Annotated in this window: 16 protein-coding genes, 1 tRNA gene and 1 pseudogene; 8 read left to right on the forward strand and 10 right to left on the reverse strand. The window is 25.3% G+C overall.

Features of this window, described 5'->3' with window-relative positions:
- Window positions 1–10: 10 nt before the first annotated feature.
- Window positions 11–1,183 carry an ABC transporter permease gene (locus KQ877_RS01850; protein WP_216488493.1) on the reverse strand — a complete coding sequence of 391 codons (1,173 nt, stop codon included), beginning with the start codon at window positions 1,181–1,183 and terminating at the stop codon, window positions 11–13.
- A complete protein-coding gene (locus KQ877_RS01855; protein WP_216535870.1) occupies window positions 1,170–2,030 on the reverse strand; it encodes an ABC transporter permease subunit in 861 nt (286 codons plus the stop codon). Before KQ877_RS01855 ends, KQ877_RS01850 begins: the two co-directional genes overlap by 14 nt.
- 190 nt (window positions 2,031–2,220) lie before the next feature.
- Here KQ877_RS01855 and KQ877_RS01860 point away from each other — a divergent pair, with 190 nt between their 5' ends.
- Window positions 2,221–2,976, forward strand: a complete 756-nt coding sequence (locus tag KQ877_RS01860; RefSeq protein WP_216535871.1) for a hypothetical protein — start codon at window positions 2,221–2,223, stop codon at window positions 2,974–2,976.
- A gap of 261 nt (window positions 2,977–3,237) precedes the next feature.
- Here KQ877_RS01860 and KQ877_RS04175 read toward each other — a convergent pair whose 3' ends face one another.
- From KQ877_RS04175 to KQ877_RS03770, 8 genes and pseudogenes are all read right to left on the reverse strand, one after another.
- Window positions 3,238–6,183 carry a DUF885 family protein gene (locus KQ877_RS04175; protein ID WP_216535872.1) on the reverse strand — a complete coding sequence of 982 codons (2,946 nt, stop codon included), beginning with the start codon at window positions 6,181–6,183 and terminating at the stop codon, window positions 3,238–3,240.
- 724 nt (window positions 6,184–6,907) lie between these two features.
- The gene (locus KQ877_RS01870; RefSeq protein ID WP_216488485.1) at window positions 6,908–7,063 is read right to left on the reverse strand and encodes a hypothetical protein; all 156 of its coding nucleotides are present in this window, start codon (window positions 7,061–7,063) and stop codon (window positions 6,908–6,910) included.
- Window positions 7,064–7,065: 2 nt separating this feature from the next.
- Window positions 7,066–8,052 carry a carbohydrate ABC transporter permease gene (locus KQ877_RS01875; protein ID WP_216488484.1) on the reverse strand — a complete coding sequence of 329 codons (987 nt, stop codon included), beginning with the start codon at window positions 8,050–8,052 and terminating at the stop codon, window positions 7,066–7,068.
- The gene (locus tag KQ877_RS01880; RefSeq protein WP_246529764.1) at window positions 7,994–9,073 is read right to left on the reverse strand and encodes a carbohydrate ABC transporter permease; all 1,080 of its coding nucleotides are present in this window, start codon (window positions 9,071–9,073) and stop codon (window positions 7,994–7,996) included. Before KQ877_RS01880 ends, KQ877_RS01875 begins: the two co-directional genes overlap by 59 nt.
- Window positions 9,073–10,797: an ABC transporter ATP-binding protein gene (locus tag KQ877_RS04180; RefSeq protein WP_373422495.1), complete on the reverse strand. Its 1,725-nt coding sequence runs from the start codon at window positions 10,795–10,797 to the stop codon at window positions 9,073–9,075. Before KQ877_RS04180 ends, KQ877_RS01880 begins: the two co-directional genes overlap by 1 nt.
- Before the next feature lie 72 nt (window positions 10,798–10,869).
- A pseudogene (locus tag KQ877_RS04320) lies at window positions 10,870–11,304 on the reverse strand (ATP-binding cassette domain-containing protein); the annotation flags it as partial.
- A gap of 10 nt (window positions 11,305–11,314) precedes the next feature.
- Window positions 11,315–12,214, reverse strand: coding sequence for a thermonuclease family protein (locus KQ877_RS01890; RefSeq protein WP_216535873.1), 900 nt, complete (start codon window positions 12,212–12,214; stop codon window positions 11,315–11,317).
- 4 nt (window positions 12,215–12,218) lie between these two features.
- Window positions 12,219–14,318, reverse strand: a complete 2,100-nt coding sequence (locus KQ877_RS03770) for a P68 family surface lipoprotein (RefSeq protein WP_216535874.1) — start codon at window positions 14,316–14,318, stop codon at window positions 12,219–12,221.
- Between the two features lie 226 nt (window positions 14,319–14,544).
- Here KQ877_RS03770 and KQ877_RS04185 point away from each other — a divergent pair, with 226 nt between their 5' ends.
- From KQ877_RS04185 to KQ877_RS01930, 7 genes are all read left to right on the forward strand, one after another.
- Complete coding sequence (locus KQ877_RS04185; protein ID WP_216488481.1) at window positions 14,545–15,522, forward strand: DHH family phosphoesterase; 978 nt, start codon at window positions 14,545–14,547, stop codon at window positions 15,520–15,522.
- Window positions 15,506–16,495: a DHH family phosphoesterase gene (locus KQ877_RS04190; RefSeq protein ID WP_308699334.1), complete on the forward strand. Its 990-nt coding sequence runs from the start codon at window positions 15,506–15,508 to the stop codon at window positions 16,493–16,495. The genes KQ877_RS04185 and KQ877_RS04190 overlap by 17 nt, the downstream gene beginning before the upstream one ends.
- Window positions 16,496–16,627: 132 nt before the next feature.
- A complete protein-coding gene (gene uvrC / locus KQ877_RS01910) occupies window positions 16,628–18,325 on the forward strand; it encodes an excinuclease ABC subunit UvrC (protein WP_216535876.1) in 1,698 nt (565 codons plus the stop codon).
- Window positions 18,326–18,467: 142 nt separating this feature from the next.
- Window positions 18,468–18,544: transfer RNA gene (locus KQ877_RS01915), tRNA-Arg, on the forward strand.
- Between the two features lie 111 nt (window positions 18,545–18,655).
- Window positions 18,656–19,639, forward strand: a complete 984-nt coding sequence (locus tag KQ877_RS01920; RefSeq protein ID WP_216488475.1) for a lipoate--protein ligase — start codon at window positions 18,656–18,658, stop codon at window positions 19,637–19,639.
- Window positions 19,629–20,408: an alpha/beta fold hydrolase gene (locus tag KQ877_RS01925; protein ID WP_216535877.1), complete on the forward strand. Its 780-nt coding sequence runs from the start codon at window positions 19,629–19,631 to the stop codon at window positions 20,406–20,408. Before KQ877_RS01920 ends, KQ877_RS01925 begins: the two co-directional genes overlap by 11 nt.
- Complete coding sequence (locus tag KQ877_RS01930) at window positions 20,401–20,814, forward strand: hypothetical protein (RefSeq protein ID WP_216488471.1); 414 nt, start codon at window positions 20,401–20,403, stop codon at window positions 20,812–20,814. Before KQ877_RS01925 ends, KQ877_RS01930 begins: the two co-directional genes overlap by 8 nt.
- Window positions 20,815–20,840: the final 26 nt, after the last annotated feature.

Genomic DNA, 20,840 nt, shown 5'->3' on the forward strand with positions numbered 1-20,840 from the left:
AAAAAACTTGTTATTTTGTTGTTTTAACTTCATTTGCAAATGCTAAGGAATTTGCAAAAAATTTAAAGCTAAAAATAATTATAGTTAATGAGCTAATAATAGTTATAAAGAAATAAGGATTTTGTGACAATGATTCAATTGATTCTTTTAACACCACACCTATTGTTGCATATGATGAGTTATTAATAAAATCTAAAAAACTTATTGCACTTACAATTAAAATTCCTAAAGCTATTCTTTCAACAAAGAAAATAGAAACAACTGAAAAAATATTGCTAAATATATCAGTAAAAATAATTTGAAAATTATTTTTTCCTATAGCTTTAGACGCTAAAATGAAATCTAGATTTCTTAATCTCTGTACTTCTTGCTTTGTGAGTTCATAAAAAGGTACTCAACTAATTACTAAAAAACTTACAAAAATACTCAAAAGTGAACCGTTATATAAAGCACACAATAAAATTATTCAAATAATTTCTGGAATAGAAGATATAACATAAGAAATCATAACAACAACTTTAGAAATAAATTTATTTTCATTTAAGGCAACATAAGAACCTAAAAATGTCCCTATTATTGCATTTAAAAATGTAACAATTACCAATATTGCAATTGTATTGAAAATTGAATATCAAACTCTTGATCAAATATCAATTCCATTTGCATTAGTTCCTAAAATAAAATTATAATTATGTATTTCATTTGAAAGACCATTTAGTTCAATTGCTTTTAATAAATCATAAGGATTATATATCAAAGTAACTATATCTGTATTTATTGTTTTATTTCCACCACCTGCTAAATAAGATGAATCAAATAAGATTTTAAATACTGGATCAATTAGCAGATTTTTTGCTCTTATTTCTTCTAAATCTCTTATTTTATAAACAAAATTTAGTGTATCACCACGTTCAAAATTTCTTTTTATAAGTGGATTTAATGCAGGATTTAAATTATTTACTAAATCATTTTCAACACTGACTGATTGTTCTGGATTATATTGAATAAAAATCCTAAAACTTATTAAACATACACAACTTAATATAAAAAGTGCAAGAATAAAATAATTTATTTTTTTTGAAAAAAATCTTTTTCAAAATTGTCTTTGTTCTGTTTGTTTTAATGGTACTTTGTCATTATTGTCAGTTAACTTATCAATAAATTTAAAATTATTTGACTGCATATTTAAACCTTCTTACTGAAAAAATTGATAAAGTATTTTGTTGTAATGTTTGTTGAGGATTTAAAGTATTTATTAAAATGTCAAACAATGTTTGAAGTACCGTCATAATTATTAAAGAAAAAGTAAAAAAGAACATTAATATATCAATCTCTGCTCTATTGTAAGCAAAACTTATTAAAACACTTTGACCCGGAATATTAAATATTCTTTCAACAACTAATGAAATTGTAATTAGCATTGTATAAATAGGAAATAAATATTTAACTTGGCTAATAACTAATTGCTTTAAAATAAATTTTTTAAAAATTGTTATATAGCTAAATCCCAAAGCTTTTGCAAAAGTATAATGTTCTGAATTTACATAATCTAAATATGCTTTTCTTGATTTAAAAAAGAAAAAATTAACTGTACCTATAAAACAAATAAATATAGGGACTATTATTGAAAATTCAGTATATTTTGAGTTAATTATGTATTGAGAAGGAAAACCTCAAGCACTAGAAAAAACTAATAAAATAATCATTAATATAATTAAAGGTATTGAAGTAAAAATGTTAATTATTGTTGTAAATAATTTATCAGGAACATTATTTATATATTTAGCACTTATAATACCTAAAGCATTACCGATAATTAATGAAAATAAAAATGTTATTAAACAAAAAATTAAACTTAGTCCAAAATAACTAAAAAACAAATAAGGAATTGATACATTTGTTTTTGCAATGGTTTCTGAATAAATTTGACCAAATGAACCATTAAATATATTTTTTATGTAATTTATAAAGTTTAAAAATATATTTACTTCGAAATTATTGTTTGTATTTTGTTTAATTTTTGATTGCATTAAAATATTTATAATAAAAAAAATCACAGTAAAACTGACAATAAAAATTAATATATTTATTAAAAATTTATTTCTTATTTTTTTTTTCATTCTTATAATCCTTTAACAAATTATACATTTTTTATGTAATAAAGTTTCTTTTTTTAGTGTATTTTATGTATTTAAATTTAAATAAATTTATAATTATAATATGACTAAAAAGAAGTGAAAATACTTAACTTTATATACTTTAGCAATTTGCAGTTTTATTCCTGCTGTTTTTGCTATTTCATGCAAAACTTATGATAAAAATAGACCAAATTGAGAAAATGTCAACAATAATGGTAACTCATTTTCTTTAGATTTTACAAACAGTGATAATCCATATGTTATACTTTCTCCAAATAATAAACCAATTATAAATAAAAAAGAAACCATGGCACCTATAAAATATTTATTTGGGTATAAAGTGATAAAGGCCACTGGAAATTGAGATAATTATTTTGCCATCAAAAGATCAGAAACGCAACCAATTCTAGAAAAACTTCATTTAAAACAAAATGCAAATAAATTAGACATAAGTGCCAAAAGTTTTGTAGAATTATTTGAAAATACCAAAAGAAAATTAGTAAAATTAAATAATTGAAAAGAATATCAAATAGATTATTTTAGTATTTTTAAAACAAGAGAAATAAGTAAATATTTTGTTGTTTTAAACCCGCCTTTAACAACCATTAAAAATAAATTTTATAGAAGTTATATTGATATTAGATTCTTTTTTGACATTGTTCCAAATGATCCCAATCTAATAAAATTATCAGTTCAAATTTATCATGATGCAAAAAATCACTTAGATCGTAGAAGAAGAGCAACAAAACTATTACGAAAACAAAGACATGATCCAACTGTTTCTTTAACTCCTTTGTTTACTGTAGAAATACCTTGAAAACAAATTAAAAATTTTTAATAATAAAATAAATAAAAAATAATAGATGCTTAAAATTTGATAAATATAGTTACAAAATTGCATATTTATTAATAAATTTCTAAATCATTAATTTTTAAAATCTTGTTTCATAAATTATTCAAAAACCATAAACTTTTTTTAAATAAATGGTAATAAAAATAAGTAAAATCTATATTAAAAACACCACAATAACATGTTGTGGTGTTTTTAAATTAAAATATTATTTTTTTGTTTAAAAATTTAAATTCTTATTGAAATAAATTAATATTTGTTATTTTCATCTGCGTTTGGTATCATTTGTGAAATAACTAATTCCTCTAAAACTTCTAATGGAATATTTCCGTATGATAGATATAAGTTGAACATTTTTTTCAATGTTTCTTTATCTTCTGCAAATTCTTTTCTTGTTTTTCCTGAAGCTTTTTGAACTTTTTTGTAGATATCTTTCATAACTTCTTTACCTGTGTTGTAAGAAGTAGCTTGTCCTAAGTAACCTAAGTAACGTTTTGGATATGCATTGATATCTGAAGGTAATTGTAAGTGTTTTTTCATGAATTCTCTTTGGTCATTTATACTAATTCCTGATCCAATGTATTCATCTGGTGAGTCGATAATACCATGTAATGCTGTATCTAAAGCTAAACGATTGTCACGTAAAGTAGCTTCGTTAATTGCTCCATAGTATTGCATTAAATTACCAATTTGGATTGCTAGTTTAGCTGCTTGAGTATCTGTTAGATTTTTTTGAACTGATGTCGCTAAATTTCAGTATGTTCCACCAGCAACTTCTTTTAAGTATGCTATTTCTTCAGGCGATGCTTTTTCATCATTTGCTAAAGCTGGTAAATATCCATCAATTGCATGATAGAAGTCTCTAGGAATTTTATCATAGTTATTTGCATCACTATAATCTGGTGTTCCATATCATCCTGTTTCAATAGCAAATCATTCCATAAATAGTGCTCAACCTTCGGCATAAGCAGTAGAATCAAAAATTTCTAGTTTTTTATCCCCTTCTTTTGCTCCATATGATTTTGTGTATCATAATTGGTTGTGGTGTCCCATTTTTGATTCATGGTTAACAAATGATGTTGTTGATCATTTTGGTAATCCCATGTATGGTTTTAGGTTAAAGAAGAATGCACCTGCTCTGTTACTATATGAACCTAAATCAGTTGAAAATTCTTTAACAGGAATAATTTTAACATTTTCTATACCTTTGTTAAAGTATGAAGATGCAAAATCTTGTGTTTTTTCTCTTCAAATATTATATTGTTTTAGAGCTTCTAATCCTGAAGCATACATTTGTTTGTTTGTGATTGATTGGTTGAAGTCGTATTTTTCTTCTGAATTTTTATATTTTTCAAATCCTCTAGAATCAGCTAATGCAACATAGTCAGCATATGCTGGATCTTTAATTATTTGATCAGCTTTTTCTGGTGTCATTGTAGCTTCTAAACCATAGTACATATCATCTTGAGTTAATCATTTATATCATTCTTTAATGTTTAATTTTCCACCAACACGAATATTTAATTTAACATCGGTTGAAGATGCAGGGTTTGAAGGTGTTGCATCTAATTTAACCGCATTATATTTAACTGTTGGAGTTCAATCAGCTGTTTCTGAACCTGTAACTAATGTTGCTATTTTATTTGCAACAAATTCAAATGCTGCTAAATCTCCTCTTGATCTTTCAACTCCTCAATTATAAATTTCTTGAGCTGTTTTTTTGATTGTTAAATTACTAAATAATAAAGCTTCATATATTTTTTTAGCGGCTTCTTTGTTTTTCATTCCACCTAATCCAACATTTTTAGCTGCTAAATCACCATTTGTATATCCTAATCCATATATTTTGTTAAATGTATCAGGTATAACATATGTGTCTTCTTTTTCAAATTCTACTGCTTTATTATCATCTGAAAAGTTTGTTTTAGATAATGTAATTGTACTTAAACCTTCACCATGAGCTTTGGTTAAATATTCAACCCCATAATATTCTAAAAACATTTTTACTATCTTTTGTAATGGTGTTAATTCACCTAATAATTCACTATTATTCAAAAACTCTTGTAATGTTATTTTATCATTTGTAGAATTAAAAAATCTTTCTAATGCATCAGCAAAATTGTTAACTAACAATGAAGATACACCTTGTTTTACATAAACTTTTGAATTTGTTATATCTTTTTTAACTCCTGATTTCAGATTTTCTATTAATTGATTAATATATGGAACTATGAAAGGGAAAACTGCATCATTAATTTCATTTATTTTTTGATTTATATTTGATATATTTTCATTAAGTACTTCGTTTTCTTTCTCTAATTCTTTAATTTTTTTATCTTTTTCTAGTCTTTCTTCATCAGTCTTTGCTTTAGCTTTTTCTGCTTTTAATTTTTCAATTGTTTCGTTATTACTATCCAATGTTACTATTGATATTGTTCAACTGTCGTTTAATTGTCTTAATTCTTCTCCATACTTATGAGTTCTTATTGAAAATAGTTGATCATTTATTCCGTCAAAATAAAATTTAAGCATAGAGTCATCAGCTAAAATTAATGCATCTCCACCAACATATCTAATATCTGATTCTATTAGCGCAATATCTTGTTGAATTTTGGTTATTATTGATCCTATTCAAACTCTTTCACTTGTAGAAATTTGTTTTGCTAGATAAGCTTGGAATTCTGCTAATTTAGCTTTTTCATAAGTTAGTAGAACTTCTTTAGTTTCATCTGTTAAAGCTCCCGCGGTTTCTCCAAGTAAATTTTCTCTTTCAGTTAAAAATGTTTCATACATTTTAGTAATTTCATCTACATATTTAGATGTTGATTTACGTATTTCATCAAGATTCTTTAAATTTTCTTTAAAACTTAAGTATTTTGTTTCATAACTATCTACTTCTGCCTTTAAAGCTTCAGCATCTTTAATGTCTTTTAAAACATTAATTGATTGTAATATTCCTAATAATTGAATTTTTGAATCTTTAAATTCTTCTGCTTGTAACTTGTCATTAATAAAATTATTTGCACGTCTTGTAATATCTTGAATACGAGCTAGTTGTGTTTCAATAGCTTGTTTATTTTTTTCGTCTTCTACTACCTTACTTGGTGTACATGAAGCAGCAACCGCTGGTGAAATAGTTGCTATCATTGCTGCAGTACCTAAAAATAGGTATAAAGAACGTTTTTTGAATTTCATTTTAATCTCCTATTTTTTTTGAAAATACAAGTACATTTAATAAATGTACCTATTATTAATTTTATTACTTTTTAATGCCTAAGACAATTAAAATAAAATAATAATTTCTAATGTTCATTTAAAAAATAAAAAATACATATATAATAATTAATTAACATTTTTTATATTTAAATAAATTTTTATTAAAAAATAATTATTTAATTTTTTTGTGATATATTTATATACAAGCAAATTTAATGGCTGAATAAACCTTACTTGGGGTTAAAGCATTTTTTCTCAGGGGTGAAATTCCCTTCCAAAAGAGAAGCTAATGTATAGCAATTGAGAAAAAAGTAAAAATTAGCTGTTGGTTGTTAAAAAGTATTCTATAACTCTGTTGCTGTAAGACATTGTGAATGTGAGAAAGCAATCTCTTGATATCAAACAGTAATTTCAGTTGAAACATAGTAATATGCGTATAAAGAGTCTGTATAGAAGTAGAAACGAAAAACTGAAAGAAAACTTAGATTTTTCAATAATCAAAGGCAAGTTTCTTGGGTAAAACCTCATAATACATTCGAAATAGCTAACCGGATGGTGATGACTGAATGTTTAACAATTTGATAGTTAAGTTGGGATAAGTGATTCTTATTTCTTAAATTTGCATAAAGCGGGGTAACTTTTGTTATCCTGTGTTTTTTTATAAAAAAATTACCCAATTAAAAAGGGTAATTTTTGTTTCTTGTTAGTTTCATTTAAAAGGTAATGCTAGTAATCCATAAAAAGCAAGCACAACAAAAGCTAATCCAACTACTATTACAATAAAGCTAAAAACTAAACGTTTTTTACTTCATATTGTTCTTGTTATTTTTTTTATTTTTTCTTTTGTTTTAAATGTCATAATTATCCTTTTGTAGCTTGACCTTGTCTTGAGATAGCATTCATAATACGTTTTCTAAAGAAGAAATAAGTTATGAACATTGGTAAAATTACTAAAATTACTGCTGCCATACGTATGTTTATAAATACACGTGAAACTTCAGTTTCTGTACTTTTTCCAGTTGTAAATAGTCATAAGTTTAAAACACTATAACCATTATTATTTGATCCACTTAAAATTAAACTTGGTCAAATAAAACTATTTCATGCTGCAAATGCTGTAAGAATTCCAACTGTTCAAGTTGTTGCTTTAACCATAGGAATTGCTACTTTAACAAAGAATTTAAATTCACTTGCACCATCAATCATAGCACTTTCTCTTACTGAATCAGGAATTGCTTCAAATGCATTTCTATACATAAAACCAGAAAATACTGAAGCAACAAATGGCATAGATAGTGAAACTAATTGCATTGGTCCAGATTGTCATCCTAATGTTACTGCTATTTTATATTGTCCAGATAATAAAGCTACTTCTGGTAATACTAATAAACTTAAAAATAACAATCATGAAGCATTTTTAAATTTTCATTTTCTTAAACTAAATGCATAACCAAATGTTATACTGAAGAATATTTTTCCGACAACACTTATTGCAGTTACACCAGCTGTCATAACTAGTGATTTAAAATATCCTGATTGAAAAGCTTGTTGGAAGTTTTCAAAGTGTAAACTTAGTCCATCTCCTTCAAATTTTTTAGGATAAATAGGTAAGTTAGAATTATCTGATATCAATACAACTTGTGTGTCAAGTAGTGACATAGAAATCATAAAATAGAACGGGAATAGGATTAATAATCCAAAAAATACGAACACAAAAAATTTAAAGAAGAATCCAAGTAAGTTTCCAATTAAATTTGCTGTTTCAACTTGTTTTGAGATTTTTTCTTGTTTAGAAGCTAAAGATTTTTTTAGATACTTTTCTTTTATTCATAATTTTGTTCGAAACATTTTTAACTCCTAAATTTATACTGATATTGTATGTAATTGTTACTAATCTTCTTAGTGTAAATGAAATAAATACTCCTAAAACAAATAAAACAAGTGACGCAGCTGCTGCTAGGTGTACATCTTCACGCACAAAGTAGAAGATGTATAACATAATACTTGATCCTCCATTATGGAATCCTTCTAAAGCGTTATTATTAAATAAGGCTAATGGGAATATCTTGATTCCACCAATAATTCCAATCGTTATTAAAAACGATACTGTTCTTTTTATTGATGGTAAAGTAATTGAGAAAAATTGTTGTAATTTATGAGATCCATCAATACTTGCTGCTTTATATAAACTAGGGTTAACAGATAACATAGCTGTTGTTAATAAAAGAACTTGAAATGCTAAATTACCTCATACACCTCTAATTAATATAACAACAAATGCATAAAATGATGAAGTTTCTCCACTGGTTAATCATGGAATTGGTATTTTTCTATCAATAAGTTGATTTATAAAACCATTTTGAGTATCAAATAAGAAATAGAAAGTAACTGATACTGCTATTCCACTTGTTACATAAGGAATAAAGAATATGGTTTGGAAAAATCCTCTTAATTTTTTTCTTAAAACGTTTGCAATTGCTGAAGATATTAGTAGTGAAATTACTAATGATATAGGTAAAGCAACAATTGCATAAATGATTGAGTTTCTTATACCGGCTACAAATCATTTATCTGCTTCATATGTTTGTGTTACACCATCTGAAGTAAATGTTCCTCCAAATAGTTTAACAAAGTTACCATGACTTAATTCTAAATTACCAGCATTAAAGCTATTTCTTTGAATTAAGAAAGCATCCATAATAACTAATATAAAAGGTATTAATGTAAATAATAATATTGTCAATAATGACGGTAAAATCAATATAAAAGGTTTGTAAAAAGGTTGTTTTTGATTTATTACGCTAGCCGCATTGTAATGTTTTTTAATACGGTATTTTTTAATAAATCTTAATTTAATTCAACTAAGCATTATTGTTCAACTCTTTGTGTGGTTTTTATATCGAATAAGTGTATTTTATCTACATTTTTTAAGTTTAGTGAAATTTTTTCACCAATTTCATAGTGATCTTTTTTAGTTAAGTAAACATTAGCTAATACATTTAAATCATCTAAGTAAATTTGTGATTGAATTTCTTTTCCTAAATATTCTACAGTTTTTAGGGTACCATTAATGATTCCGTTTTTAGCTTCAACTAATGTTTCCCCTCTAAATCCAACTTTAATTTTGTCATTTTTATAATTTTTAAGCTCTAAAATTGGGTTTTTATTAATCATTACTCAGTTGTCTTTTACTTCAGCTTCAATAATTGTCATTTCTGGCATACCAAGGAATTTTGCAACAAATTCATTTTTAGGTTTTTCATATAATTCCATTGGTGTTCCTAATTGTTGAACTAAAGCGGTTGACATACAGATTATTCTATCACTAATTGACATAGCTTCTTCTTGGTCGTGGGTAACAAATACTGTCGTAATACCACTTTCTCTTTGTAAATCGCGTATTCATTTTCTTGTTGAAATACGTAATTTTGCATCTAAGTTACTTAGGGGTTCATCTAAAAGTAAAATTTTTGGTTTTTTAACAATTGCTCTAGCTATAGCAACACGTTGTTGTTGCCCACCACTTAATTGTGTTGGTCTTTTAATTAAGTTTTTAGTTATATCAACTCTACGTGCAACTTCTAAAACATCACGGTTAATTGCTTCAGGAATAGTAACTATTTCTTTTGCAAGTTCTTTTATTTCTACTTGTAAATCAGAAGGCAATTTTGTTTGCAATTCAGTAATTTTTGAACTAAATGTTAAAGCTTTAATATTTTCTTTTTCAAAAATTGGGTTAAATAAGTTAATAATAGATGTTTTGTATTTTTGTTTAATATCTTTTTTTATTAAATTATTACGTTTTTGTGTTTCTTTAATTTTTGAATTAATTTCATGTTTACGTGATAAAAGTGAGTCAGCGTGATACATTTTTTTTGCTGCATTAAGGTCTAATTTGTTTCTTAGTGAAACTATTCTATATTCTAATTTATAAATATTTTCTAAAGTATTTTGATAAACACCATACATTCTAGAACTTAGAATATCATTTGAATTAATTTTGTCAAAATCTGCAAATGCTTTTACTAATAGTTGTTCAATATTGTCTTTTAATGTTTTAAACTTAGTTTTTAATTCAGATAATCTTGTATTTTGTATTTCAAATAATTTATTTATATTTGCACTATATACTAATGATTTTTGGTAATTTAAGTAACGTTTATTTAAACATTTTAAAATGCACTTTGTTTCTTTTGTTAAATTGTAATTTTGTTTATTTTCAAGAACCAGTTCTTTAGTTTCCTTGTTTGATTTTAATTTAAAATCTTTAGATTCAACGTCTCTTAATTTTGTTTCTTCTTTTAAAAAGGTATCTGAGTAACTTGAAAATTCCGCTAATAAAGTATTAATATTTTTTTCAATATTTAAATATCTTTTATCTGTTTTAAAATCAATAAATGACTTAGAAACTTTTAAATTTGTTTTTAAAGTGCTTATATTTTGAATTAATTCTTTTGTTAATTTATTACCTTGAGCTAGTTTTTTAGCTTCTAGTCTTGAAATTTCATTTGTTGAGTGTTCAGTAATATCATTTTTTTGACTTTTTAATTCTAATAAATATTTATAACCTTCTTTAGGGTTATCAATAGTCATAAAGAATTGTTTTTGTAATTCTGATAATTGTTCTTCTGAAACATTAAAGTGTTTTAAAATTAACTCATATATTTTGTGTTGTGCACGACGTGAATTTTCAATTGTTTCTGCTTTTCAATGTTCATCATTTGCAAGAGGAAAAGCAATATTGTCATAAACAGTCATATGAGGATATAATGCATAATTTTGAAATACTAAACCTAATTCTCTTTGTTGTGGTGAGTATTTAGTTACATCAATTCCACTAAAGAAAATCTTTCCGCTTGTTGGTTTTAATAGACCACTAATTGCATTTAAAGTTGTTGATTTACCTGAACCACTAGGACCTAGTAAAGTAACTAATTCACCTTTATTGATTGAAAAAGAAACATTATCAACAGCAATAGCATCACCAAAATCAATAACTAAATCTTTGATTTCAATTGCAGGGGTTGATTTTTTATTTTCAAAACGCTCTTGAGCATATTGAAACATTTTTTCTTGATGTTCTTCAATAAAATCAGCCATTTTTTCTCCTTTATTTATTATTCTTTTCTAAAAATTTAAATAGATTATTTTCTTCATTTACTGCTTCTCTATTATTTAATAGTGAGGGTAAATACATAAACCTTGATAAAACATCTCCATGAGAACCATAGACAGCTTCTTGAAGTTCTAATGGTGTTTTGAATTTTTCATAAAATGCTTTGTTATTTAAAACTGCATGGTTTGCAGCATATGCAAAATCTTTTAAAAATAATCCAGGGATTGAATCTTTTTGTTTTTTTGAATATTCTGATTTAAAACTATTGATATCTACAAGAGTCATTCTAGATAATGTGAACCCATCTTTTAACATTTGGAATTCAAAACATTTTTCAAAATTATCTCCAAAAAATGTAATTCCAGTTCTTCTATCATAAGTAGAACCACTTGGGAAAAGGTATGTTCTTACTGTTTTTCCTAAAATTAAACTTTTAGCATGTTCGGTATCTCTATCAGAATATTCTTGTTCTAAATCAGATACATTAGGTGTATGAATAGATTTGGTTTCTGGTGTATCAATTCCTCAAGAACGGATTTTTTGACTAACAACATTACCAGATTTATCTTTGTATTCTAGTAAATATGTATCACCATCATATACTTGAACAACAGTTCCTTCAACTGGTTTAAATTGTTCTCAATATGTTAATTGTTTTTTTACTTTTTTTGTCTTAAAAAAATCTTCTCACACTTCAACGGTAATAGTTTCATTTAGCTTTTTACCAATATTTTCATCAAAATCTAACTTTATTTCTTCTCTAAATTGCTGATCACTTGATTCTTTATCTTTACTTTCATAAGAGCAAGAAACTGCGGTTGTTAAAAAACAAACAAAAGCTGAAATAGCTAATGTTGATAAAATAAGTTTATTTTTTATTTTTTTAAGTTTCATTTTATTATTTTAAAGTTTCTTTAATTTTGCTTACAAATTGTTCAAAGGTGAAATCTTGATTTTGAACAGCTTTATCAAACGCTGCTCTAGATGCTGATTCAAGTGCATTTCTTAATGTTTGTGATTTAGGAGCTGCAACGTCTTCAACGATTTTGTTTACAGTTGGTTCATTAGAAATAGCTTGAAGATTTTTAAATAATAATGTATTTGCAGTGTTTAGTTTTAGTGTTTGCGGATCTTTTGCTAATAAGTCTTTTGATGGAACTATGTATGAACCAAAGTCTGCTAAAACTTCTATAGGTGTTTGATTTGTATAAGTTTTTGTAGAAGTTTTGCTTTCTGGAATTTCAATAGTTTCTGTTTTGTTTGTTAATAATCATTTAATAAATTGAGTAGTACTTTTATCTTCATCTGTATTAGCGTGAACTCCAATAATTGATGGTCCTTGTAATGTAAATTGATTTGTTGTAGAATCTTTATTGAATTTTGAAGGAGCGTTTAAGAATGCTGCTTCATTTTCTTGTAATGTTTTTTCCTTTGGTAAATCAACTACATTTACTAATGAAGTTGGTAAAAAGAAATAATCATAGAATTTTTTTCCGTTTTGTCCTAATTTTCCAATTTTGATTGCACCTTCTAAAATAATTGATTCATCTTTTGAAACTTTGTATACTACTTTTCCATTTTCTTCTTTAAGTTTATTATCTGAAGTTAAAACTCCACCAACTGAATTTTCTGTTAAGGTATTTAATTTTTCGACTGTTGCTGTATCCCCTGCTTCAGTTCCAACATCATATTTACCATCAGCAGCTGTTAATGGTCTAGCATATAAATTATTAATGTGTCCTGAACCATCTTTAAGTGTAAAAATTGAATCTGCTTTAGATGCATTTTTTTGTCCTAATAAGTTAGCATATTGAATTGAACCTTTAATTCCTAGATCTTTATTGAAATCAAATGTTACTTTTGCACCTTTAACGAAGTTGTATGCATATCCAGCTGTTGAACCGATACTCATAGCCATTTTATGTGTTGTTAATGTTGATGATCCAAATGATCCTGATCCACCGATAAATAATGCTTTTGTAGCAATTGCTTGTTTAATAGCATTGTATATCTCTTCTAATCTTTGGTATTCTTTTGTTCCTGGTGTTGTTAAAACATTGAAGTCAAATCCACCATCTCTTTGATTGTTATCATCTTTAACAACTAATGATCCGTCAGCTGAGTTGTTTAATGAAGCCGCCATTACAAATGTTGCATTTGGGAATGAATCTAATCCTACTACATAGTTATTATTATTTGCATATAAACTTTTTGCTAATGTTGCAAATTTTAATAAATCAACATAGTTATCAAGCATTGTTTTTGAAATTACATAACCTTTTATTGCAGATTTAGCTGTCTCTAAGTCATTTCCGGTTGTTTTTCCTCCTTCTCATTCTGAGTCAATATATTTACGTTCTGCTTGGAATTTTTCATTTGTATATTGATCAATAAATTCATTTGCTCATTGTACTGAATCTTCTGCTATTGATGCTTCATTATCTCGTAATTCTTTTAGGAATTTTCCAAATAATGCTTTATCGATTGAATTCATTTCTCCAGATCTTGTTGTTGGAATAACTAGGTATTCTCCATTTTTATTTCCGGCAATACTTGAATTAATAGCTGTAAATTCTGTACTGAATACGTTATCAATTTCTGTTTTAATAGAATTAAAACTTAAATTCATATCATATTTAGCAACTTTTGAAGCTACAGTTGGATAATTAATCATTAAGTTAAAGAATGTTGATTTATCCTTAGCTGCTAATTTTGCTTCTCATTCGTTATCTGAATAACCTTTTGCACTTGTAATAATTTCAACTGGCATAAATCCAGGTTCATTTTTTTGTGACTCGTTGTATTTTTCTACAACAGCTTTTAAAGCTATTCCTTGTTTATTTGTTTCAGATCAAGAAGATAAAATTTTAATTTTTCCATCATTATCTTGATCAAAACGTGTTTCCTTAGTACATGATGCTGCAAGTAAAGGAGCAGCTAATAAAGTTGTTAATCCTAATCCAGCAATAACTGAAAGAATTTTTTTATGTTTTCTCATAAGTTCTCCTAAATATGTAATAAAAAAACGCGTTTTTAAAAGAGAAGTTAAACTTCCATTTTTAAAATGCGTTTAATTTTTTTATTGTTTGTTTTTGTGTTCATAATGTTATATTTAAATTGTAATACATTTGATGAATTTTTGAAAATATTTTTTATATTAATATATTAAATATATAATTTTAAAACAAGTGAGTATTTTAAATAAAATAAATTAAGGAGGAAATATGGCTAAAAATACTTATAAAATTGCTGTTGAAGCGATTAATGAAGCTAAAAATATTTTTATATTTCACCACATTAGACCAGATGGTGACTGTCTTGGATCTCAATTTGGATTAGCAGAACTAATAAAAACAAACTTACCTGATAAAAACGTTTATGTAATTGGAGATAGTAAAAATATTTTTCCGTTTATGAATTTTAAACATGACAACATAAATGAAATTCCTAAGAAACACTTAGAAAATTCATTAGCAATAGTTGTTGATGCCAACTCAAGTAATAGAATTCAAGATGCTGATTTAATAGTTAATAAAACATTTACTAAAACACTAAGAATTGATCATCACCCAGTTGAACCAGATATAAATTATGATTACACTTGAGAAGATGCTGAGTATGCAGCTTCTGGAGAACAAATTGCATATATAGCAATGCAAGAAAATTGAAAAGTTACAGACAAAGCAGCTAGATATTGTTATTTAGCAATAAATACCGATAGTGGAAGATTTAATTTTAGTAGTGTTGTAAAAAGAACTTTTGATGTTGTTTCTTATTTACACCAAGACAATGGATTTAGTGTTTGAGATGTAAACTTTCCACTTGCAAAACGTGATGAAAGAAAAGTTCGTTTCATGGCTTATGTATTATTAAAATTTAAATATGAAAAAGAAGTTTCTTATTTTTATGTTACAAAGAAAATTCAGAAAAAATTTGGTTTAAATGAAGATGAAGCTAATGATGTAAATATATTATCTAATATTGGTGATACAAAAATCTGAGTGTTTTTCATTGACATGAATAACGGAGATATTAGAGTAAGAATAAGATCAAATGGAATATGAATAAACCACATTGCTCAAAAATGAAGAGGTGGTGGACATGAATTAGCAAGTGGTGCAATGTTAAAATCTAAATCAGAAATGAAATTAATAATAAAAGATTTACAGGATGAAATTATTAAACATGCAACTAACAAATAAACAACTTGAGATATACAAAAACATTGAAACCAAAATTAAACAATTTGATAATATAATAATTTTTCACCACATTAGACCTGATGGAGATTGTTTAGGTTCACAATTTGGACTAAAACACTTAATTTTAGAAAATTTTGAAAATAAAAACGTGTATACAATTGGTGATAGTAAGGGGATATATAGTTTTTTAGATTTTGATTTTGATAAATTACCAGAAGAAAAAATACCTAATTCACTAGCTATTATAGTAGACGCTAATTTTAAAGAAAGATTAGAGTGCCGTAAATATTTAGATAATAATTATTTTGATGAAGTTATGAGAATAGATCATCACCCAAATGATGATGACTTAGATGCTTCACTTGTTTATGTTGATCCTTTAAGTCCAGCAGCTGCACAAATAATTACTGAAATTGCATACGCATTGAACTGAAAAGTTAATGCAAAAGCTGCAACTTACTTATTTTTAGGAATTTATACAGATAGTGTAAGATTAACAACTAATTTAACTAATTCTCATTCTTTAAATTTAGTTGCTAATTTATGAAAAGACGGCGCTCAAAAAGATTTAATTTTTGAAAATCTTCAAAAAAAATCTTTAAAAGATATACAAATTGAAGCCTTTATTCACTCAAATATGAAAATAAACAATAAAGTTGTAAGTTTCTATTTTGATCTAGAAACACAAAAGAAATTTGGTATTTTAGACCCTCTACAAGCAAATAAACCTTATACCTTAGCAAATATAGACGACAATAGAATATGAGTGTTTTTTACTCAGGAAACTAACGATCAAATTCGTTGTGAATTTAGATCTAATGGACCAAAAGTAAGAAATGTCGCTATTAAATGAGGTGGTGGTGGTCACCATAGAGCAAGTGGTGCTCAAATTTATGATGCAAACTTAATAGATGAAATCATAAAAGATTGTGAAGCTGAAATATTAAATCTTGCAGATTATGATAATTTGTAAAAAAATGAGGGGTTTTCCTCATTTTTGTTTTTTAATTTTAAAAAAATGGCTAGGGTACCATATACTTCCTAACCTAGTCTTATAGATAAATTATAACAAAAAATATTTTTTAAAAACACTTATAATTTTTCTATGACAATAGAAGATTTAGATGTTGTACCCAAAAAAACAGGTGTTTATTTTTGATTAAATAAATGAAATGAAATAATTTATATTGGTAAAGCTAAAAATTTACAAAAACGAATGAAACAATACTTTTTAGGTTCAATAAATAGCTACAAAACAACAAAACTCGTAGAAGAAATTGCAAGTTTTGAATTTAATATTTTTGCAAACGAAAAAGAAGCACTTATTTTTGAACAACTATCAATTCAAAAACACAAGCCAAGATATAACATTTTGTTGCTAGATGATAATAAATACCCTTACTTAAAAATTAAAATTTTAGATAAAAAATTACTGATTCAAAGAGCTTTCTATTACAAAAAAGAACCTAATGCTATATATTATGGACCTTTACCTCTTGGATATGGGGTAACAGATTTAAAAAAATATTTTGAATCTAAATATTTATATAAAAATGGCTTAAAAATTGAACATTTTAGTCAAGAATACCTTAAACAAACTTTTTTAGAAATTAAAGAAATATTGCATTTTAAAGATAAAAAGTTTTTATTAGAATTAGAAAATAATATGCAAATAGCTGCTAAAAACTTTTTATTTGAACAGGCAAATATATACAAAAAAATGATTGAGCTTGTTTCTAAAATGCAAGAAAATCAAGTAGTTGAATTACAAAATTATGAAAATTTTGATGCTTTTTTCTTTAGAAAAAAAGATGCTTACATTGTACTTAGTGTCGCAAACTACCGTTATGGTACACTTTTAAATACTTCAACAACTGCAATACATGAAATTTTTAATTTTGAAGAAACTATTAACTCTTTTTTAAATGCTTATTATTTAAAAAATGAAATACCAGAAACTGTGCTTTTTGTACATGATATGAAACAATTTGAATTAGATATTACACAAAAAACTAAATTAAAATATCCAGAAAAAGGTATTTTTAATAAAATTCTTTTAAATCTTGAACAAAATACAATAAATAAAATTGATATTGAAATAAATAAATTAAATATTTTAGAATCAAAAACCATTATAAATATTGAAAAATTAGCAAAAATACTTGAATTAAATTCCTTAAGAGATATCGTAATAATTGATAACAGCTACTTACAAAATACCAATCCTGTTTCAGCCATTTTAAGAATAATTGATGGTAAATTATACAAAAGCGAAAGAAGATTTTTTAATTTAGAAATAAATGAAAGTCGTAAAGCTGATGTTGAATACATGAAACAAGGTATATCGAAATTTATTAAATTAAATCCTGATAATATCCCTAATTTAATTATAGTAGATGGTGCTTTTAGCCAAGTTAACGAAATTAAAAAGGTTCTTAATAAATATAATTGACATTCAAAAGTTATCGGATTAGTAAAAAATGATAAACATAAAACTGATCATATAGTTACTGATTTAAATAAAGTAATAAAAATAACAGATATAGATTTATTTAATTTTTTAGCAAATATACAAATTGAAGTAGATAAATTTGCAAAACAAAAACATTCTAAAAAATCAAATAGTTCTAGTTTTCAAGGTTTTTTAACACAAATTAAAGGTATTGGAAACAAAACAGAAGAAAAGTTATTATCTTTTTTTGGTTCATACAATAATATTTATAATGCTTCATTTGAACAACTAACAAAAGTAGTGTCAAATGAAATTGCTCAAAAAATTAAAAAATACTTAGAAAATCATTAATAATTAAATTATTTAATATAATAAGTTTTGATCTAAAAACTAAAATATGGAGTTAAAAATAAGTTCATAACGTTTCAGAATGTTACTTTTTTTAAGTTCATAATTTTTTTTGTGCTAAAATATAATTACACAATTAAAAAATGGTCGCGTAGCTCAGCTGGATAGAGTACGTGCCTTCTAAGCATGTGGTCGTGGGTTCGAGTCCCGCCGCGATCGCCATTTTTTTTATTTTTGGAGACTTTTTTATATTTTTGTTCAAATTTTTTTTATTTAATTGTTAAAGAATTATAATTTTATTATTATATATAAAGAAACAAAAAAGAGGAAATTATGAAAATATATTTAGGACAAAGTTTTTCTCCTTATATTACTTTACCTTATGAACAAGCCTTAATGGAGGATGCGGAATTAACCGAGGATATAGTGTATTTTTATCAACATGAAAATGCAATTATTATCGGTAGAAATCAAAATGTATTTGAAGAAGTTAAAGTAGATGAACTAGAAAAACACAAAATAGAACTAGCAAGAAGATTGAGTGGTGGTGGAGCTGTTTATCACGATTTAGGAAATATTAATTTTTGCTTTATAACTCAAAAAGATAAAAATCAAAGCTATGAAAAATTCTTAGCACCTATTTTAGATTATTTAAAGAGTTTAGGTGTAAATGCTTATTTTAAAGGGCGTAATGATTTAGTTATAGATGATAAAAAATTTTCAGGAAATGCACAATACATTTTAGGTAATAAAATTTGTCATCATGGAACCATATTATTTAACGCAAACTTAGAAAAATTAGGTCAATTTCTAATTCCTTCAAAATTAAAAATGGAATCAAAAGGTATTAAAAGTGCTCGTCAACGTGTTACAAATGTAATTGATGTACTAGAAAATAAAATTTCAGTTGAAGAATTTATTAAAGGTATGATTGGTTTTTTTGAAAAACATTACAATGGTAAAGTTGAAGAATTACCTGAAAAATACCAACCAAGAGTAAAAGAAATTAGCGATTACGTAAAAACAAAAGAATGACTATTTAAAAAACAATTTCCATTTTCAGTTTCAAATGAGGCAAAATATACTGCAGGAATACTGAAAGTTAAATATTCAATAAAAGAAGCTCGCTTTGAAAATATAGCATTTGAAGGGGACTTTTTAGCTCTAACAGATCACTCAGAAGTAATTAAAAAATTAATAAATTCTGAATATGATAAACAAGAAACAAGAAAAATATTAAAGAGTTTTGATAATTTATCTGAAATGTTTGGTGGCTTAGATATTGAAGAAATTATTTTAACTATTTATGGAGAATAATAATTTTATAAATTTATTAGGCGAAAAAATTCATGTTTATGTAGAAAACACAAATAAGAAAAATAAAGTGTTACTATTGCATGGATTCAATTCGTCTTTTAATATATATAAAAATTTAATAAGTGAAAAAGATCGAAATTTTGATATTGCCACTTTCGATTTTCCAGGTTGTGGATTGAGTTCTTATAACAACAAAATAAATTTAGAATTGTACAAATTAGTAACAATTGAATTTATAAAAAAATACAACTTACAGAATTGTGTAATTATTTCTCATAGTTTAGGGGCAATAAGTGCACTAGAAGCACTTAAAAATAATTTTGCTCAATATGCTATATTAACCAGTCCTTTTAATTATTTTTTAAATTTAGAATCATTTATAAAAAATAATACACCTACAAAAGAATTAATAAAAATACAAAAAAATAACAACCAAAACACAGAATTAAAAGCAAAAATAACTCAAAAGCTTGATTTTGCTAAAAATTTAATAAATTCTTCTAGGTTTAAGAATTTATTAACACAGGAAATGTTAAATAAAAAATATGTTCAAAACCAAGTTAAACCTTTGTATTTTTTAACTGATAAATATTCAATAGTAACTGGAACTATTGATTTAATTGTTCCGTTATTAAGTTGTAAGCAACTAGTAAAAAATACTAATAAAGAATTGCTTACTTTTAAATACTCACATAAATTTTGGCAAAATATTTCCAATATGGATTTACAAATTTTAATTGAACTAATAGAAAGGTCTTTTTGTGCTTAATAAAAACTTAAGAAATTGAAACAAACACAAAAAAATTCACAAATGATTGTATTTTCTTTGCATTGTAATAATTTTTGCAGAATTTATAAGTTCTATTCTTTTATTAGCACTTTTAAAAGTTTCTTCACAATGAATAATTAATATCAGTGTTTTAAGTATTTTTGTTTTGATTGTGTCACTTATTTTATGATTTTTATTTAATTTAATATACGCAAGAAAAAAATTAAAATACTATTACATCTATTTATATTTTTATCATAAGAATATTAATTACATAAATAAATTAAGAGGTTTATATTTTCCTTTTAAATATTTCGAACAAGATTTTGTAGAAACAAAAAATTATTTAAAATTACTGATAAAAAACAACGATTTAGAACTATATAATAAAATGTTTGAAGACTAAAAAAAAGTGCATTTGCACTTTTTTAT

The sequence above is a fragment of the Mycoplasma zalophi genome, assembly GCF_018914005.1.
Classification (GTDB): Bacteria; Bacillota_I; Bacilli_A; order Mycoplasmatales; family Metamycoplasmataceae; genus Metamycoplasma; species Metamycoplasma zalophi_A.